The sequence below is a fragment of the Marinobacter algicola DG893 genome (assembly GCF_000170835.1).
GTDB lineage: Bacteria > Pseudomonadota > Gammaproteobacteria > Pseudomonadales > Oleiphilaceae > Marinobacter > Marinobacter algicola.
In genome coordinates this window covers 20,013-35,525 of the sequence record NZ_ABCP01000011.1, presented here as the reverse complement: position 1 = coordinate 35,525, position 15,513 = coordinate 20,013, and the positions used below count along the sequence as shown (strand labels likewise).

15 protein-coding genes are annotated in these 15,513 nt (G+C 57.6%); 11 read left to right on the top strand and 4 right to left on the bottom strand.

The genetic code is table 11. The annotated features are described in order from the left end of the window. Positions 1-104: 104 nt before the first annotated feature. The 10 genes from MDG893_RS09630 (at position 105) to MDG893_RS09585 (ending at position 10,269) form a co-directional block, all read left to right on the top strand. On the top strand, positions 105-1,667 hold the full coding sequence (locus tag MDG893_RS09630) for an ABC transporter substrate-binding protein (protein ID WP_007153580.1): 1,563 nt from the start codon (positions 105-107) through the stop codon (positions 1,665-1,667). Between the two features lie 75 nt (positions 1,668-1,742). After that, complete coding sequence (locus MDG893_RS09625) at positions 1,743-2,792, top strand: ABC transporter permease (RefSeq protein WP_007153579.1); 1,050 nt, start codon at positions 1,743-1,745, stop codon at positions 2,790-2,792. Continuing rightward, on the top strand, positions 2,789-3,721 hold the full coding sequence (locus MDG893_RS09620; protein WP_007153578.1) for an ABC transporter permease: 933 nt from the start codon (positions 2,789-2,791) through the stop codon (positions 3,719-3,721). Before MDG893_RS09625 ends, MDG893_RS09620 begins: the two co-directional genes overlap by 4 nt. Positions 3,722-3,725: 4 nt before the next feature. Next, positions 3,726-4,724: an ABC transporter ATP-binding protein gene (locus MDG893_RS09615; RefSeq protein WP_007153577.1), complete on the top strand. Its 999-nt coding sequence runs from the start codon at positions 3,726-3,728 to the stop codon at positions 4,722-4,724. Beyond that, the gene (locus MDG893_RS09610; RefSeq protein WP_007153576.1) at positions 4,721-5,740 is read left to right on the top strand and encodes an ABC transporter ATP-binding protein; all 1,020 of its coding nucleotides are present in this window, start codon (positions 4,721-4,723) and stop codon (positions 5,738-5,740) included. The genes MDG893_RS09615 and MDG893_RS09610 overlap by 4 nt, the downstream gene beginning before the upstream one ends. Before the next feature lie 57 nt (positions 5,741-5,797). Further along, a complete protein-coding gene (locus MDG893_RS09605; RefSeq protein ID WP_007153575.1) occupies positions 5,798-6,712 on the top strand; it encodes a LysR family transcriptional regulator in 915 nt (304 codons plus the stop codon). After that, complete coding sequence (gene pepQ / locus MDG893_RS09600) at positions 6,705-7,997, top strand: Xaa-Pro dipeptidase (protein ID WP_007153574.1); 1,293 nt, start codon at positions 6,705-6,707, stop codon at positions 7,995-7,997. The genes MDG893_RS09605 and pepQ overlap by 8 nt, the downstream gene beginning before the upstream one ends. 96 nt (positions 7,998-8,093) lie before the next feature. Continuing rightward, positions 8,094-8,300 (top strand): bacterioferritin-associated ferredoxin, encoded by a 207-nt coding sequence (locus tag MDG893_RS09595; protein WP_007153573.1) that lies wholly within the window; start codon positions 8,094-8,096, stop codon positions 8,298-8,300. A gap of 121 nt (positions 8,301-8,421) precedes the next feature. Then, positions 8,422-8,898, top strand: coding sequence for a bacterioferritin (gene bfr / locus MDG893_RS09590; RefSeq protein WP_007153572.1), 477 nt, complete (start codon positions 8,422-8,424; stop codon positions 8,896-8,898). Positions 8,899-8,910: 12 nt separating this feature from the next. Next, positions 8,911-10,269, top strand: coding sequence for a phosphohexomutase domain-containing protein (locus MDG893_RS09585; protein ID WP_007153571.1), 1,359 nt, complete (start codon positions 8,911-8,913; stop codon positions 10,267-10,269). Between the two features lie 151 nt (positions 10,270-10,420). Here MDG893_RS09585 and MDG893_RS09580 read toward each other — a convergent pair whose 3' ends face one another. Next, the gene (locus MDG893_RS09580) at positions 10,421-11,590 is read right to left on the bottom strand and encodes a phospholipase A (RefSeq protein WP_007153570.1); all 1,170 of its coding nucleotides are present in this window, start codon (positions 11,588-11,590) and stop codon (positions 10,421-10,423) included. Positions 11,591-11,600: 10 nt separating this feature from the next. After that, positions 11,601-11,933 (bottom strand): hypothetical protein, encoded by a 333-nt coding sequence (locus MDG893_RS09575; protein ID WP_007153569.1) that lies wholly within the window; start codon positions 11,931-11,933, stop codon positions 11,601-11,603. Between the two features lie 195 nt (positions 11,934-12,128). Here MDG893_RS09575 and MDG893_RS09570 point away from each other — a divergent pair, with 195 nt between their 5' ends. Beyond that, on the top strand, positions 12,129-12,542 hold the full coding sequence (locus MDG893_RS09570; RefSeq protein WP_040474485.1) for a c-type cytochrome: 414 nt from the start codon (positions 12,129-12,131) through the stop codon (positions 12,540-12,542). An 80-nt stretch (positions 12,543-12,622) separates the two neighbouring features. On the opposite strand, the gene MDG893_RS09565 is transcribed toward MDG893_RS09570, so the two are convergent. Further along, positions 12,623-13,150, bottom strand: a complete 528-nt coding sequence (locus MDG893_RS09565; protein ID WP_007153567.1) for a hypothetical protein — start codon at positions 13,148-13,150, stop codon at positions 12,623-12,625. 21 nt (positions 13,151-13,171) lie between these two features. Next, the gene (locus tag MDG893_RS09560) at positions 13,172-15,436 is read right to left on the bottom strand and encodes a galactose oxidase early set domain-containing protein (protein ID WP_007153566.1); all 2,265 of its coding nucleotides are present in this window, start codon (positions 15,434-15,436) and stop codon (positions 13,172-13,174) included. Positions 15,437-15,513: the final 77 nt, after the last annotated feature.

The window sequence follows — 15,513 nt, the reverse complement described above, 5'->3', positions numbered from 1 at the left end:
CGATTGCTGTTCGGGTTTTCCACGACTAGCTTTTAGCGCAGACATCTGGCGTGAAGTTGCGCCGATGTGCCGCAAAAACTCTTAAAACAGCGACGGAAAACGCGATGAAAACACTACTGACTGCTTTTGTTGGTTCCATGGCCCTGGCGACAGCCCCGATGGCGATGTCTGCCGAGGCGAACAAGGAACTGAAAATGGCGTACGACGCCGACCCTGTAAGCCTGGATATTCACGAACAGCTCTCTGGCGGCATGTTGCAGTTAAGCCACATGACCTTTGATCCCCTGATCCGCTGGACCAAGGACCTCGGCTTCGAGCCGCGCCTGGCAAAAAGCTGGGAGCGTATTGATGAGAACACCATGCGCTTCGAGCTGCGTGAAGGTGTGAACTTTCACTCTGGCAACGAGCTGACCGCCAAAGACGTCAAGTTCACCTTTGACCGTCTGAAGCAGAGCCAGGATTACAAAGCCATCTTCAAACCCTTCAGCGAACTCAAGGTCATTGACGACTACACCTTTGAGCTGGTGACCACCGAGCCATACCCGCTGCTGCTGAACACCGCTACTTACATCTTCCCGCTGGACAGCGAGTTCTACACTGGTAAGACCGAAAGCGGAAAAGACAAGAGCGCCATCACCAAGCACGGCAACTCTTTTGCTTCCGAGAATCTGTCCGGCACTGGACCTTACGTCATTACCGGTCGTCAGCAGGGCGTGCGTGTCGAGTTTGAGCGCTTTGACGATTACTGGGATACCGAATCCCCGGGGAACGTCGGCAAGATCGTGCTGACTCCGATCAAGGAAAATAACACCCGTGTCTCTGCGCTGCTGTCTGGTGGTGTGGATTTCATTGCGCCGGTGCCGCCCACGGATTTGGAGCGAATCCGTCGTGACAAAAACTCTGACCTGGTCACTATGAGCGGTACCCGCATCATCCTGTTCCACATGAACCAGAACCGGGTGGAAGCGTTCAAGAACCCGAAAGTGCGCGAGGCCATAGCCTATGCCATCAATCAGGAAGGCATCGCTGCCAAGATCATGAAGGGCTTCGCCACCCCGGCCGCTCAGATGTCGCCGGAAGGTTACCAGGGCCACAACGACTCCCTGAAAACCCGGTTTGATGTCGAAAAAGCCCAGCAATTGATGAAGGAAGCCGGGTACGAAGACGGTTTCACCATCTCCATGATGGCGCCCAATAACCGTTACGTGAATGACGACAAGATCGCACAGGCGGTGGCCGCCATGCTGGCGCGCATCAATATCAAGGTGGACCTGAAGACGCTGCCGAAAGCCCAGTATTGGCCGGAGTACGACGCTCGCGCCGCCGACATGATGATGATCGGCTGGCACGCAGACACCGAGGACTCTGCCAACTTCTATGAGTTCCTGACCTTCTGTCCGGATGCGGACAGCGGTTCCGGCCAGTACAACGCCGGTAACTACTGCAACCCGGAGATCGACGAGCTGGTCAACAAGGCCAACGTCGAGACGGATCTGGACAAGCGCACCGCCATGCTGAAAGAGGTGGAACAGCGCCTGTATGACGACGCTGCGTTCGTTCCCCTGCACTGGCAGGACCTGGCCTGGGCCAGCAAGAAGAATGTGAAGATCGAGCCGATCCTCAATGTGATGAACTTCCCGTACCTGGGTGACCTGGTCGTGGAGTAATAGCCTTTATGGGCGGGCCGGCTTCGGATTAGCCTGGAGCCGGCCTTTTGTTTGCAGCTTGACCCGGAATTTTTCATGTTAGCGTTTTTGGTTCAGCGGATTTCCCAGGCCGTGCTGGTCATGTTCGTGATCAGTGTGATTGCTTTCGCCATTCAGGATGGCCTGGGCGACCCGCTTCAACAAATGGTGGGCATGTCCGTCTCGCAGGATGAGCGGGAAGCGATCCGTGAAGAAATGGGACTGAATGACCCATTGGTTGTGCAATACGTTCGATTCGCCGGTAACGCCCTGCAGGGCGATCTGGGGATTTCCTATTTTTACGGAAAACCCACCATGGACGTAATCCTCGAGCACCTTCCAGCCACCCTGGAGCTGGTGATTGGCGCCAGCCTGATTATCATTATTTTCTCGGTGCCCATCGGGGTGTTCGCCGCGATACGGCCTCAGGCCTGGTTGTCCAAATTCTTCATGGGGGTCAGTACCGTCGGGATATCCATTCCGGTGTTCCTGACTGCCATCGTACTGATTCAGATTTTCTCTATCGGTGTCACCGTTGACTGGTTCCCGCAGGATGCTGGCTGGGGGCAGTGGCTGAACGCCGCACTATCCACCGAAGGCGGTTTGCCGTCCTACGGCCGGGGCGATGACCTGACGCCGCTGTTCGGCACCTGGGAGTCCGGTTTTTTCTCCCAGGGTGGCCTCCTGCACCTGATTCTGCCGTCGGTGTCGCTGGCGTCCATCATGCTGCCGCTGTTCATCCGCCTGATCCGTGCGGAAATGATGGAAGTGCTGCAGAGTGACTACATCCGGTACGCTCGGGCCAAGGGGCTGAGCTCGTCCCGGGTCTATTTCCTGCACGCGCTCAAGAACACCATGCTGCCGGTGATTACCGTGGGCGGTGTGCAGATCGGCATCATGGTGGCCTACACCATTCTTACGGAAACCGTGTTCCAGTGGCCCGGTGTCGGGCTGATGTTCCTGGAGGCCATCACCCGCAGCGATATTCCCCTGATCGTGGCGTACCTGATGGTGGTAGGCCTGATCTTCGTGATTACCAATACCGTGGTGGATCTGATCTACGGTCTGGTGAATCCCACCGTAAAACTGACAGGTAAGAAAGCATGACGACGGCGACTCTTTCACGCTGGGATCGCTTTCGCGAGTCCTTCCTCTGGTACAGCTTCAAACGCGACAAAGTGGCCATTGCCAGCTTTATCGTTCTGTTGTCCATGGTGTTGTCTGCCATCTTTGCGCCCTTGCTGGCACCGGCAGACCCCTACGACCTGGCCCAGATCAATATCATGAACTCCGAGCTGCCGCCGGTCGGCCTGGATGGCTCCGATCCGGCCTTCCCGTTGGGCACCGACGCCCAGGGCAGGGATCTGCTCTCTACCATTCTTTACGGCACCCGAGTGTCGCTGCTGATCGGGTTTGGTGCAGTTGTCCTGCAGGCGGCGCTGGGCATCCTGTTTGGTCTGCTGGCGGGCTATCTGGGTGGCCGGGTCGACTCCATTCTGATGCGGATTGCCGATGTTCAGCTGTCGTTTTCCACCCTGATGGTTGCGATCATCGTCGGGGCCGTGTTCAAGGCCAGCTTTGGCAATCTGATGTTCGGCGAAGTCGCTATCTACATGCTGATCTTCATCATTGGTGTAGCAGAGTGGCCTCAGATTGCCCGCACGGTGAGGGCCTCGGTACTGGCAGAGAAGAAAAAGGAATACGTGGATGCGGCAAAGGTGATGGGGTTTCGCACCCGTCGGATCATGTTCCGCCACATCCTGCCCAACACCCTGTCACCGATTTTCGTCATTGCTACCGTACAGATTGCCAACGCGATCATTTCCGAGGCGGCGTTATCGTTCCTGGGCCTCGGTATGCCGGAAACCCAGCCGTCTCTGGGTTCGCTGATCAAATCCGGTTTTGACTACATCCAGAGTGGCTCCTGGTGGATCAGCCTGATCCCCGGCCTGGTGCTGGTGGTGCTCGTACTGGTCATCAACCTGTTGGGTGACTGGCTGCGGGATGTCATGAACCCACGGCTGTACAAGGGGTAATGTGATGTCATTGCTGGAAGTAAAAGATCTGGATGTCCGTTTCGCCGTGCGGGGGGGTGACCTCACCGCCTTGCGAGGCATCAGTTTCAGTTTGGACAAGGGCGAGCGTCTGGGGCTGGTGGGGGAGTCCGGCGCGGGTAAATCCGTGGCGGCCTTCTCCATTCTCAATCTGATCGCCCGGCCCGGCTACATCGCCGCCGGCCAGATCCTGTTCGAAGGTAAGGACCTGGCGGCCATGAGCGAACGGGAGCTACGCAAGATTCGCGGCAACCGCATCGCCATGATTTTCCAGGACCCGATGATGACCCTGAACCCGGTGCTGACCATTGGTACCCAGATGGTGGAAGCGCTCAAGGCACACCGCCGGATCAGCACCAGGGCGGCCCGGGATATCGCCCTGAACAAACTTCGCAAGGTGCAGATTCCGTCGCCGGAAAAACGCCTGGATCAATACCCCCATGAACTGTCTGGCGGCATGCGCCAACGGGTGATCATCGCCATCGCATTGCTGCTGGACCCGGAGATCATCATCGCGGATGAACCGACGACGGCCCTGGATGTGACAATTCAGGCGGAGATCATGGCGTTGCTGTTGGAGTTGTGTGAGCAGGACAACGTGGCGCTGATGCTGATCACCCACGATCTGGGCGTGGTTTCCCAGGTCACCCAACGCATGCTGGTGATGTATTCCGGTCGGATCATTGAGCAGGGGCCCACTCGCGAAATCATCAACGATGCTCAGCATCCCTATACCCAGGGACTGATTAACGCGCTGCCCCAGATGGGCGAGCCCGGCGAGCGGCTGTTCCAGATCCCTGGTTCGATGCCGTCCCTGAAGAATGTGCCCACAGGCTGCCCCTTCCACCCACGCTGTGGCTTCGCCACCGATCAGTGCAAGCGCCGGATGCCGGAGTATGTTCGCTCGGGTAACGTGGATGTGGCCTGTTACGAAGTCAGCAACCTTATTGAGCAGGAGAAATGCATGCAGGAGGTGGAATCGTGACCTCCCAATCATCCACGCTGGTCGATATTCGCGGCCTGGAGAAGAGGTTTGATCTTTCCGGCGGCCTGCTGGAACAGATCTCGTTCAAAGGCGGTCGTTTCCACCGCAAACAGGAAGCCGTGCATGCGATCAACGGCGTTGATCTGCAGGTTCAGAAAGGCGAGGCGCTGTGCGTTGTGGGTGAATCCGGCTGTGGTAAATCGACCGTGGCTCGCACCGTCATGGGGTTGTTGTCTCCCAGCGCCGGCGAGATCCACTACGATGGCCAGCGTATCGATCATCTTGACGGTAAGGAGGTGCTGCCGTACCGCCGCAAGATGCAGATGATCTTCCAGAACCCCTACGCCTCGTTGAACCCGAGGATGACCATCCAGCAAACCCTGGAAGAGCCCATCCGCTTTCATCAGCCGGACGCCTCGGAGCCTCAGATTCGGGACAAGGTGCAGGATGTCATGGAGTCGGTGGGGATCGACCCGGACTGGGGCAGCCGTTTTGGTCATGAATTTTCCGGCGGTCAGCGCCAGCGCATTGCCATTGCCCGGGCGCTGGCGGTCGACCCCGAGTTTATCGTTGCGGACGAACCGATTTCGGCGCTGGACGTCTCCATTCAGGCCCAGGTGCTCAACCTGCTGATGGAAGCTCAGGAAAGCCGCAACCTGACCTATCTCTTCATTACTCATGATCTGGCCGTGGTGGAGCATTTTGGTACCCGGGTCGCGGTCATGTACCTTGGCCGGGTATGCGAGTTGGCAGATACCAGAACGTTGTTCAGTACCCCGAGGCATCCATACACTCAGGCGTTGCTGTCGGCCATTCCAAAGCTGGAGGACGACCGGCCCAACCATATCCGGTTACAGGGCGAGGTTCCGACACCGGTGCAGTTGCCGTCAGGTTGCGTCTTCCATGGTCGCTGCCCCTATGCCGACGACCGATGCCGGCAGGAAATACCTCAGTTGATCGCGACGGATGGCGGCGCCCAGGTTGCGTGTCACGCGGTGGAGGAAGGGCGGTTATAGCCAGTTCCCCACGATGGGCTATGATGCCTGACAACCATTCCCGACGCTGGTAACACCATGGAAATACGCTGGCTTGAAGACTTCATGGCGCTGGCCCGAACGCGTCATTTCTCACGTGCTGCTGAACTGCAGCACGTGAGCCAGCCGACGTTCAGCCGCCGCATCAAGCTTCTTGAGGAAGCCATGGGAGCGACACTGATCAACCGCCAGACCCTGCCGCTGTCTTTGACTCCGGCAGGGGAGGCGTTTGTGGAGCTGTGCGAGCGCGTAACGCGAGACGTTCGTGAAACCAAAGACCGGATCAGTGACATGGAGTCCGAGGCGTCTGCCCGGATCAGTGTGGGGTCAACCCAGGGGCTGTTTTCCCATTTTTATCAGGGATGGGCGCAGCAGGAGGGGTTGGCCGAGCGGCTACAATTGAACCTGAAAGCCACCAACTGGGTGGGAGAGCAGTTTCTGGATGCACTGGATAATGGCGAATGTGACCTGGTGCTGTGTTACTGGCACGAGGATCTGCCCTGGAAAGATCATCTGAGCGAGGACCGCTACGAGTGGGTGACCCTGGCGAGGGAGTTTCTGGTGCCGGTGAGCGTGGCCGACGAAAACGGACAACCACGATTTGCGCTGCCGGGCACGCCAGAGCAGCCGGTCCCGCTGATCGCCTATCACTCCCGGGGATTCCTGCAATCTGCCATTGAGGGGCACCTGAACCGGCGCAAGCTGCCAGCCAACCTGTTGCCACTGAATGAAAATACCCAATCGGCCGGTATCAAGGCGCTGGTAAAACAGGGCTTCGGCATGGGGTGGCTGCCGCAACGAATGACGGAAAAGAGCGAGCGTTTTGGCAGTCTCACCCGGGCCGGGGATAAACGGTGCGACGTACCATTGGAGATCCGCTTGATCCGCCTGCGTGAACCCCGTTCCGACAATCTGTTAACCCTCTGGAAAAAACTGGAAAACAAGCATGTCTGACACCGAGTTACTGTCACTGCAGACGGATCATATCCGCACGCTTCAGCAGCGTTACGAACAGGCTATCGCCGAGCAGGGCTATGACGGTCTGCTGATCAGTTCCGGTGCTGCACCCGTGCGTTACGGTGATGATCAGGCATGGCATTTTCAGGGTTATGGCCCCTTCCTGCACTGGACCGGGCTGACCGGGCAGGAACACAGTTGGTTACTTGTCCGGCCCGGGCAAAAGCCGCTACTCAGCCTTTATCAGCCCGTGGACTTCTGGCATGCCACCCCGGAGTTGCCGGACGAGCCCTGGCTGCAGTCGATGGACGTGCGTTTCAGTGATCGTCGGGATGCACCGGCCATGGACTTCAATGGCCGGCTCGCCGTTGTGGGCGACCCGTCCCAGCTGTCCGGGGTTGATGGTGAGCATAATCCGGAGGACCTTCTTTCCGCCCTGGACGAAACCCGGGTGCATAAAACCCCTTATGAAATAGCCTGCCTGGCCCGTGCCAACCACATTGCCATGCAGGGCCACCGGGCAGCTCGAAAAACGTTTCTGGACGGAGGCAGTGAGTTTGCAATAAACCTGGCCTACCAGCAGGCGACTGGACAGCGTGAAGCCCAGGCGCCATACCACAGTATCATCGGCGTGAATGAGCACGCGGGCACCCTGCATTACCAATACTATGACACCGAAGCGCCTGTGCGCCCCCGCAGCCTTCTGATCGACGCCGGTGTGCGTTTTCGCGGTTACTGTTCCGACATTACCCGCACCACGCCCGGGGCAGGGGAAAGACGTTTCGCCGCATTGATTCAGGGGCTGGAGCAGTTGCAGCAGCGGCTGTGCGGAATGGTTGCACCTGGCGTGGATTATGTGGCGATTCATCGCAAGACCCACCAAGGCATTGCGGCTTTGTTGAACGCCGCCGGAGTCGTTCAGGGGGTGGATGACGAAACCCTGGTGGAGCGGGGCGTTACCCAGGCGTTTTTCCCGCACGGTATTGGCCATTTCCTGGGAGTTCAGGTGCATGACGTCGCTGGCAAGAAAGCCCCGTCGCCATCGGACGCCCCATTCCTGCGCCTGACCAGGACTCTGGAGGCAGGCATGGTCGTAACCATCGAACCGGGGGTTTATATCATTCCTTCCTTACTGGATCCGGTATTGAATGGTCCACTCGGCAAGAATTTTAATCGTTCGGTGATTGATGAGTTGCGAGGCTGTGGTGGTATCCGCATTGAGGATAATGTCGTTGTCACACCCGATGGAGCCCGGAACCTGACCCGTGAAGCGGACGGTTAAAAAGATTTTGCACAAAAATCGCTCTTTGGGCTTGCAAAGCTGCATGCAAATGACAATAATTATCACTAGCTTTGTTATCGTTAGTGAGATGCTCCTATGTACGTATGCCTCTGCCATGGTGTGACAGACCGAGAAATCCGTGAAGCCGCCGACAATGGCGTCAGTTCTATGCGCCAGCTTGGCAAGGAGCTCGGTGTGGGCACGCAATGTGGTCGCTGTGCCTGCACAGCACGGGAAATTCTCCGCGAAAGCCGGACCCCAGACTACCTGGCCATGGCTGACATGTTAGCCCAGCCCGCCTGACGGACAGGTTTGATTGAGCGGAATCCGTTCTTGCCTGCACCTGATTCCTAAATGTGATTTTTTCTCCCCGTGTGAAAGACTATCCTTGTAAGGATCGCACACTCACGAAAGGAGATCCGTCATGAAAGGCGACAAGAAAGTCATACAGTTCCTGAATAAAGTGCTCGCCAACGAGCTGACCGCCATCAACCAGTACTTCCTCCATTCCCGCATGTACAAAGACTGGGGCATCACCAAACTGGCGGACAAGGAATACGAAGAGTCCATCGACGAAATGAAGCATGCGGATCTGCTGATCGAACGCATCCTGTTTCTGGAAGGGCTGCCCAATCTCCAGGATCTCAACAAGCTGCTGATCGGTGAAAACGTCGAGGAAATGCTGTCCTGCGACCTCAAGCTGGAAATGATCGCCCATCAGGACCTGAAAGACGCGGTGGTTCATTGTGAGCAGGTGAAGGACTACACCAGTCGTGAACTGTTCCGTGGCATTCTTGACAGCGAAGAAGAGCACATCGACTGGCTCGAAACCCAGCTCGACATGATCGGCAAGATGGGTATCCAGAACTACATCCAGCTTCAGTCGTCCGCCGCGGAGTAAACATCAGTGACAATGGATCTGTCCTGTTTTAAAGCCTATGACCTTCGCGGCCGGGTGCCGGACCAGCTTAATCCGACACTGGCCGAGCGCATCGGTCGCGCCTATGTGGAAGTGACCGGCGCCAAGCGAGTCATCGTCGGCTACGACATTCGATTGTCCAGCCGAGACATCGCCGACGCCCTCTGCTCCGGCCTGATGGCCGCCGGTGCCGACGTTTTCGACATTGGCCTGTGTGGTACCGAGCTGGTCTACTTCGCCACCAGCCATTACAAAATGGACGGTGGCATCATGGTCACCGCCAGCCACAATCCGCGGGATCACAATGGCATGAAGATGGTGGGGCCGGACTCGCGCCCTATCAGTTCCGACAACGGCCTGAATGACATCCGCGACCGGGTGCTTGAGCCTTTCGGCGATGCCCCGGAGCAGGGACGGTATGAGCCGCTGGAAGTGGTGACCGCCTATGTTGATCACCTGTTGGGTTACATAACGGCAGGTTCGCTCAAGCCCAAAACCATCGTGGTCAACGCCGGCAACGGCGGGGCAGGGTTGATGATCGACGAACTGGAGCAACACCTGCCGTTCGATTTCATCAAAGTGCACCACCAGGCCGATGGTCATTTCCCGAACGGTGTTCCCAACCCCATTCTGGAAGAAAACCGCGCCGCCACCGCGGATGCAGTTCTGGAGTACGGCGCAGCCATGGGCATTGCCTGGGACGGCGACTACGATCGCTGCTTCTTCTTCGACGAAAACGGCCGCTTTATCGAGGGCTATTACATTGTTGGCCTGTTGGCAGACCAGTTCCTTCGCAAAACCGGCGGTGGCAAAGTCATCCACGACCCAAGACTGACCTGGAACACCATCGACCTGGTCAACGCGGCTGGCGGCAAAGCCATCGAAAGCAAAACCGGCCACGCCTTCATCAAGCAACGCATGCGCGACGAAGATGCGGTCTATGGCGGCGAAATGAGCGCCCACCACTACTTCCGCGACTTCGCCTACTGCGACAGCGGCATGATCCCATGGTTGCTCGTCGCCGAGCGTCTGTGCCAGTCCGGCCAGACGCTGTCCTCCCTGATAGACGCACGCATTGAGGCCTATCCGGCCAGCGGCGAAATCAACCGCACCATCGATGATCCCCCCAAGGTCATTGCCGCCATCGAGGCCAAATACAGCCCGGGCGCCAAAAGTGTCAGCCACGTCGACGGCGCCAGCATCGAATTCGACGACTGGCGGTTCAACCTCCGCATGTCCAACACTGAACCGGTGGTTCGCCTGAACGTGGAATCCCGTGGTGATATCGCGTTGATGAAGGAAAAAACGGCAGAACTGCTGGCGGAAATGCAAAGGCTCAACGAGGAAGGTTAACTCACTGTTCTGGGGCCGGTCGGGGCGATACCGATGTCAGAAACTGTGCCGAGCCCTGGATGGCGGAGCTCAAGCGCCAGATGGATGTGCTGGAGAGTGTTTAGGAAATGGGTTCCCCCCCGGAGCGGTTTCACCAAAAGCCAGAAATAACTCAAAGCCAGTCGTTCAACATAATCCCGATGCCAATCCGCTGAATCCGCTCATTGTAGTCAATCAGACTCTCACCATAGCCATTGTAATAATGGACATACCCCTTGATCGTATCCCCCATCGGAAAGCTATAACCCAACTCCACAGACGTCTTGTTATCTGACCGCAAGTTGTTCATCAGCTTCATCGACAGCGTCCGATCCTCACTCCACTTGTAGATCGCCATATAGTTCGCATAGCCCAGATAGCGCTCAATATCCTCATTGTCGTCCTCGCTGTCATCCTCCGGCAGTCGATACCACGGCTGAAGGATAAACAGCCAGCGATCATAGCTGTACGCCGCCGACCCCACGATCCGGTTCCAACTGCGGGAACGGGGCTCCGACTGGCCATTGGACTCATGATTAAAGCCCAGGGTTACACCATTCAGCCTGCCAGGCCCCACGTCATAATTCGTCTCATAACGGACAAAGATCTCCGGCTCATAATTGGTTTCCCGGAATGGCGCTGAGTCATCCGTGTTGTACACCTGCCAGAACGATTTCTGGGTGTAACCGAACCAGAGCGTCGTGCGTTCATCAAGCCAGCCAGTCAACAAGGGCACCTTGAAACTGATCTGGTACTTGGCTTCCTGGTTGTCGATGCCATAATCGTAGTCGGTTGCACCGAGTCTCGGGTTCGTGGGTTCACGATTGGCATTCTTCATATAGCTGAACGGCAGGATATACATCGGCCGATGGCCAACAAAACTGCCGGAAAACGAGAAGATGGCCTTCTCTGCAGCGACATAACGGTTCAGGATCGCCGACATCACGCCGGTATCTTCCCCGTCCTTTCCGGCCGGGCTGTTTTCCGCGGGCCCCAGCGTCGCATCCCCGTTTTCCGCGTGGGCTGCCTCTTCGTATTGCAGCGCCTCCGTCGATTTGTCGATGGCATTCAGGCTCTCATCGGAGGCACCATTGCGAGCGCTGGCCGGGTCGTTGATGGCGTCGTAGCACGCGAGACGCTGAACGCCTTCCTTGATCAGGGCACAGTCCTCTGGCTTCACCCCCTCAAAGTTCCGGTTTCCCGGAGGCTCGTCCTGCGCGCTGACCGTGCCGGGAAGGAACACGTTAAGAGACAACAGCAAGCCAGCAAACCTCAAAAGTTCATAGCAGCGAACGACAGGCATGGTCCAGTCCTTATGCGTTGGAAACACTGATCCAGGTGTTGGCGACGCCGTAAGCCCATACGCCGAGCAGCGTCATCACCAGCAGGGAAAATACGATCTTATGCCGGGTTTTGCGTTCGGCAGCCGCTGCAACCACCCAGCGCAGGTACATCAGCCCGATAAAGCTGATGAATACCGCCAGGCTTGCGGCGGCGGGGATCAACAACCACACAGGGCTCAGTGCAGCGCCCTCTGCTGCACGGCTGGAAAACCAGCCCATGGAAGCCAGCAGTACGGCTACCGCCGTAAACTCGGTGATCAGCAATGGCTTTCGCCACGGGTGTGGCTGATTGGTATCAGGCATACATTCTAACCCTCGGTATCTGTTTGCTGCATGGTACCCGGAAACTGCTTCCGGAGCCCTCTGACTTACGAAATGGCAACGAAAATTGATTGAAATCGGGGGTTCATTTTGCAGTTTGGTTTTTTTGACCTGCCGCAGTCGCTATAATGCGGGCACAAACGATTATAACGCCCAATTGTGAGGTGCATTGTGATGATGAAGAGAGTCCTGGCTGCCGTATTGCTTGGTTTCGGCCTGACCGCAGGTGCCGTAATGGCCAATGTTGAAGATGAAATTCGTGCTCGCATTGCTCCGGTTGGCGAGGTGTGTGTTCAGGGTGAAGACTGTGGGCAGGCAGCTGCTCCAGCGGCAAGCGCAAGCTCGGGCCCTCGTTCTGGAAGTGACGTATACGATGCAGCCTGTACCGCCTGCCACAGCACTGGCGCGGCAGGTGCCCCCAAGAAAGGCGATACCGCTGCGTGGTCACCCCGTATTGAGAAAGGGCTGGATACACTGATCAGCCACGCGCTCAATGGCTTCAATGCCATGCCGGCCAAGGGTGGTTGTTCCGGGTGTTCTGATGAAGAAATTGAAAATGCCGTCAAGCACATCGTTGAGGCCAGCCAATAACGTCGGTTGCTTGAATGCCGACGACGAAAAAGCCCCCGGACAACGGGGGCTTTTTTTAGCTGGCGGACACATTCCGCGCATCAGTGAATGGGCGTAAACGTCAGGTTTCCTTCAATACGACCGATGTCGCCTCGCTCGGTTGTCAACGGGATGGACCAGGGATGGTTAGCCCGGGTGTCCTCAGTATCGTGCAAAGCGTTGAGGCGGGCATCCAGCCAGCCAAAGCTGCCAGATTGGGACAGCGTCACCCACGATGTTTCTTCTGCCTCGGCCGACGGGTTTGGCAGCGCCTTCCAGCTCGGGCTGTTGGTGTTGACGGTGACTTCCGTTCGGGTGAAGCGTATGAAAGCCTCTCCGTCGGCGCCAAGTACCGTCAGTGGTTCCTCACCCTTATAGCGAAGCAGGATTCCCGGCCGGGGAGCGTCCAGAATCATTGCACTGAGCCCCGGAATGTCCGGGTGTTTGGTGATCTGGGCCTTGACGATACCGTCCGGCACACCCTCTACCTCCGGTGCGCCGTGGGCCCCGGCCAGCCCTGAGGCTACCAGGGCCGTCAGGCCGCCAATCACCAGGCTCACCAGATGGTTTCCGGTTTGTCCAATAGTCATGATGTGGTCGCCTCCGGTGATTTACAGAATCTCAAGTGTTGACTCGATAATGCCGCTGTCGGTGGTAGTATCGCTTGCCACCTGGGTGGGGGCCATGCACTCGAGGTTTTCATTCACCACCGTGATTGGCGCGGATACCGAGGGTACACGGCCTTCAGGCGTATTTTTGCTGACGAACAGCATGTATTCACCTGCCGGGACCACATTGTGGTTGTCAGGCATGGCCAGCGTCAGTTTATTGCCCGGCTGCTTTTCCATGACCAGTTCAATGGCGCGCTGATCGCCGTCGATAACATGGGTCATCACAGTGCGCCGGATCAGCAGCGCCTTGTCGATGTCATCTGCCTGATCCACCTTGATGTTAAAGCGGTCACCGATGGTGAGATTGCTCGGTGCGCTCTTGATCTGCGGGCGATCATTGCGCATTGCGTACGGTGGTGTGTAGATCTCAAAGCTGGGGTCGCGACCGTCGTAGGGCGCCAGGCCGAAGTCCTGAAGATCAACGAACGTCAGGTACGCGGTGTTGATTGGCGAGTGCCCGGCAATCATGACACGGCCGTCTTCCATCAATACTGCCGTATTGTGGTAGGTGCGGGCGCGATGACCGGACGCCATTTCGGTCCAGGTGCCCGTCTCCGGATCAAACCGTTCGGCAGTGCGAATTGGTCCTTCCAGGCCGGGCGCAACCACACCGTCCCGGTTACCGCCACTGAATACCATGACACTGCCATCGGGCATCAACACGTTGGTGCCATACCAGCGCGGCTGGTTCAAAGAGCCAGTCAGGCGTGACTCATAGCCGATTTCATCACCGTTGGTGGTGATCGTGTCGATCCGGCTCTGGTCGGTCGGCAGGTAGCCGCCCGGGTTGGTCAGCAGCGCGTAGCTGGGAACGCCGCCTGCGGTCAGCAACTCGACGTCGGTGTATTCGCCGTTCGCATTCGGCGTCAACGGCAACATGGTGGATGAGGTGGAGCCGCGCATGCCGCCGGCAATCGCCATTTTCAGGTCGTCCTGGGAGATGCCGAGCTCCGCCCCGTTTTCCAGTAGATCTGAGGGTGCTTCGATAACGTCGCCGAGTAACGTGGAAACCTGTTCGAGGGACACATTGGTAATGTTGAGGGTGCTACTGAGCTGGCCCAGTCCGACCTCATCCAGTCTCAGCGGCAATCCGGCGTAGCCGATGTCGTTCCAGCGCTGGGTATCCGGGTTGAAGCTGGCAACAATGTTCCACAGGGCCTGATCGTAGCCTTGTCCAAACGGGTTGAACGCCTGTCCGCCAGCGTTGTAGAACACATGGCCGTTCGGCAGCAGGTGCATGCGCGGATACAGCGGCAGTGAGCGGTCCGCGGTGGACGGGTTTTGCGTCCAGGTGCCGGCACAAGGGTTGTAGGTTTCGGTCTGTACCACGTTACGTCCGCTGTTCAGCGGATCTTCGGGATAGACGGGTTTGAGCAGCTTGGTGACACCACTGGCGACGAAGACGTTGCCGTTGCCCATGGTTACGAGTGATGGATACCAGCGACCGTAGGTCATGTCGCCACTTTGGCGCCAGGTGTTGGTCTCCTCGTCGAATATTCTCGAATTCTTGATACCTTCCAGTTCCGCCACCCCAAGAGGCAGGCCATCAATGCCTGGCTCGGAATAGTAGTCGGTGCCGCCAACGGCCATCACATCACCGTTGGCCAGGCCGATGACGTCGGAGCAGAATAGGGCGCCGTCGTTGGCGCTGGTATTGTCGGCGGTATCGAGCAAGCCATCCAACTCGGTGCCGTTCAGCAATGTTTCACTGTCGTTGCCATCCGGGTTGGCGCCGGCGTCCAGTGGAGAGGGTTTGATCCAGGACGGATTGTCGTTTTCATCCAGCGACAGAACGCGGGTCTGATCGTTGACAGACACTTCGCCAAATTCCGCAACAATGGATAACTCAACGTTCTCGGTGCCCTCGAGGGCATTCAGGTAGAGCAGGCGACCGTCTTTGAGAAGCGCCATGGTGCCGGCAGCCGGTTTGCACTCGTCCATGCCGTCGGCCCGGGTGATGCATTTTTCGTCCGTTTCGACGGCTTCGCCATCCACAATAATGGTGGGTTCTGCAAAGGGCTCGCTGAAAGTGCCCTTGCTGTTGTAACTGTCGGGGACTGCCGGTTCCTCAGTCTGGGCCGTTGAGCCATCGGATGAGTCGCCCAGCAGGCTGCCGAGAAGGCCCGCGTTGGCGGTGCCTGATCCTGCGATAAGCAGAATCAGTGAACCTGTGACGCTTGATAATCGATTGAATCGACGGGACATGATGCCCTCCTGATCTTGTTTTTGTGTTTGCCGGAAGCGAAGCTCCCTGGGCAGATACGGATCAGGAGGTCATAAGG

Excerpts from the sequence above, each read along its gene's own strand:
- MDG893_RS09615 (WP_007153577.1), top strand. The coding sequence starts at position 3,726 with ATGTCATTGCTGGAAGTAAAAGATCTGGATGTCCGTTTCGCCGTGCGG.
- MDG893_RS09575 (WP_007153569.1), bottom strand. The coding sequence starts at position 11,933 with ATGCCTGATACCAATCAGCCACACCCGTGGCGAAAGCCATTGCTGATC.
- pepQ (WP_007153574.1), top strand. The coding sequence starts at position 6,705 with ATGTCTGACACCGAGTTACTGTCACTGCAGACGGATCATATCCGCACG.
- bfr (WP_007153572.1), top strand. The coding sequence starts at position 8,422 with ATGAAAGGCGACAAGAAAGTCATACAGTTCCTGAATAAAGTGCTCGCC.
- MDG893_RS09625 (WP_007153579.1), top strand. The coding sequence starts at position 1,743 with ATGTTAGCGTTTTTGGTTCAGCGGATTTCCCAGGCCGTGCTGGTCATG.
- MDG893_RS09595 (WP_007153573.1), top strand. The coding sequence starts at position 8,094 with ATGTACGTATGCCTCTGCCATGGTGTGACAGACCGAGAAATCCGTGAA.
- MDG893_RS09605 (WP_007153575.1), top strand. The coding sequence starts at position 5,798 with ATGGAAATACGCTGGCTTGAAGACTTCATGGCGCTGGCCCGAACGCGT.
- MDG893_RS09570 (WP_040474485.1), top strand. The coding sequence starts at position 12,129 with ATGAAGAGAGTCCTGGCTGCCGTATTGCTTGGTTTCGGCCTGACCGCA.
- MDG893_RS09630 (WP_007153580.1), top strand. The coding sequence starts at position 105 with ATGAAAACACTACTGACTGCTTTTGTTGGTTCCATGGCCCTGGCGACA.
- MDG893_RS09565 (WP_007153567.1), bottom strand. The coding sequence starts at position 13,150 with ATGACTATTGGACAAACCGGAAACCATCTGGTGAGCCTGGTGATTGGC.
- MDG893_RS09560 (WP_007153566.1), bottom strand. The coding sequence starts at position 15,436 with ATGTCCCGTCGATTCAATCGATTATCAAGCGTCACAGGTTCACTGATT.
- MDG893_RS09620 (WP_007153578.1), top strand. The coding sequence starts at position 2,789 with ATGACGACGGCGACTCTTTCACGCTGGGATCGCTTTCGCGAGTCCTTC.
- MDG893_RS09585 (WP_007153571.1), top strand. The coding sequence starts at position 8,911 with ATGGATCTGTCCTGTTTTAAAGCCTATGACCTTCGCGGCCGGGTGCCG.
- MDG893_RS09580 (WP_007153570.1), bottom strand. The coding sequence starts at position 11,590 with ATGCCTGTCGTTCGCTGCTATGAACTTTTGAGGTTTGCTGGCTTGCTG.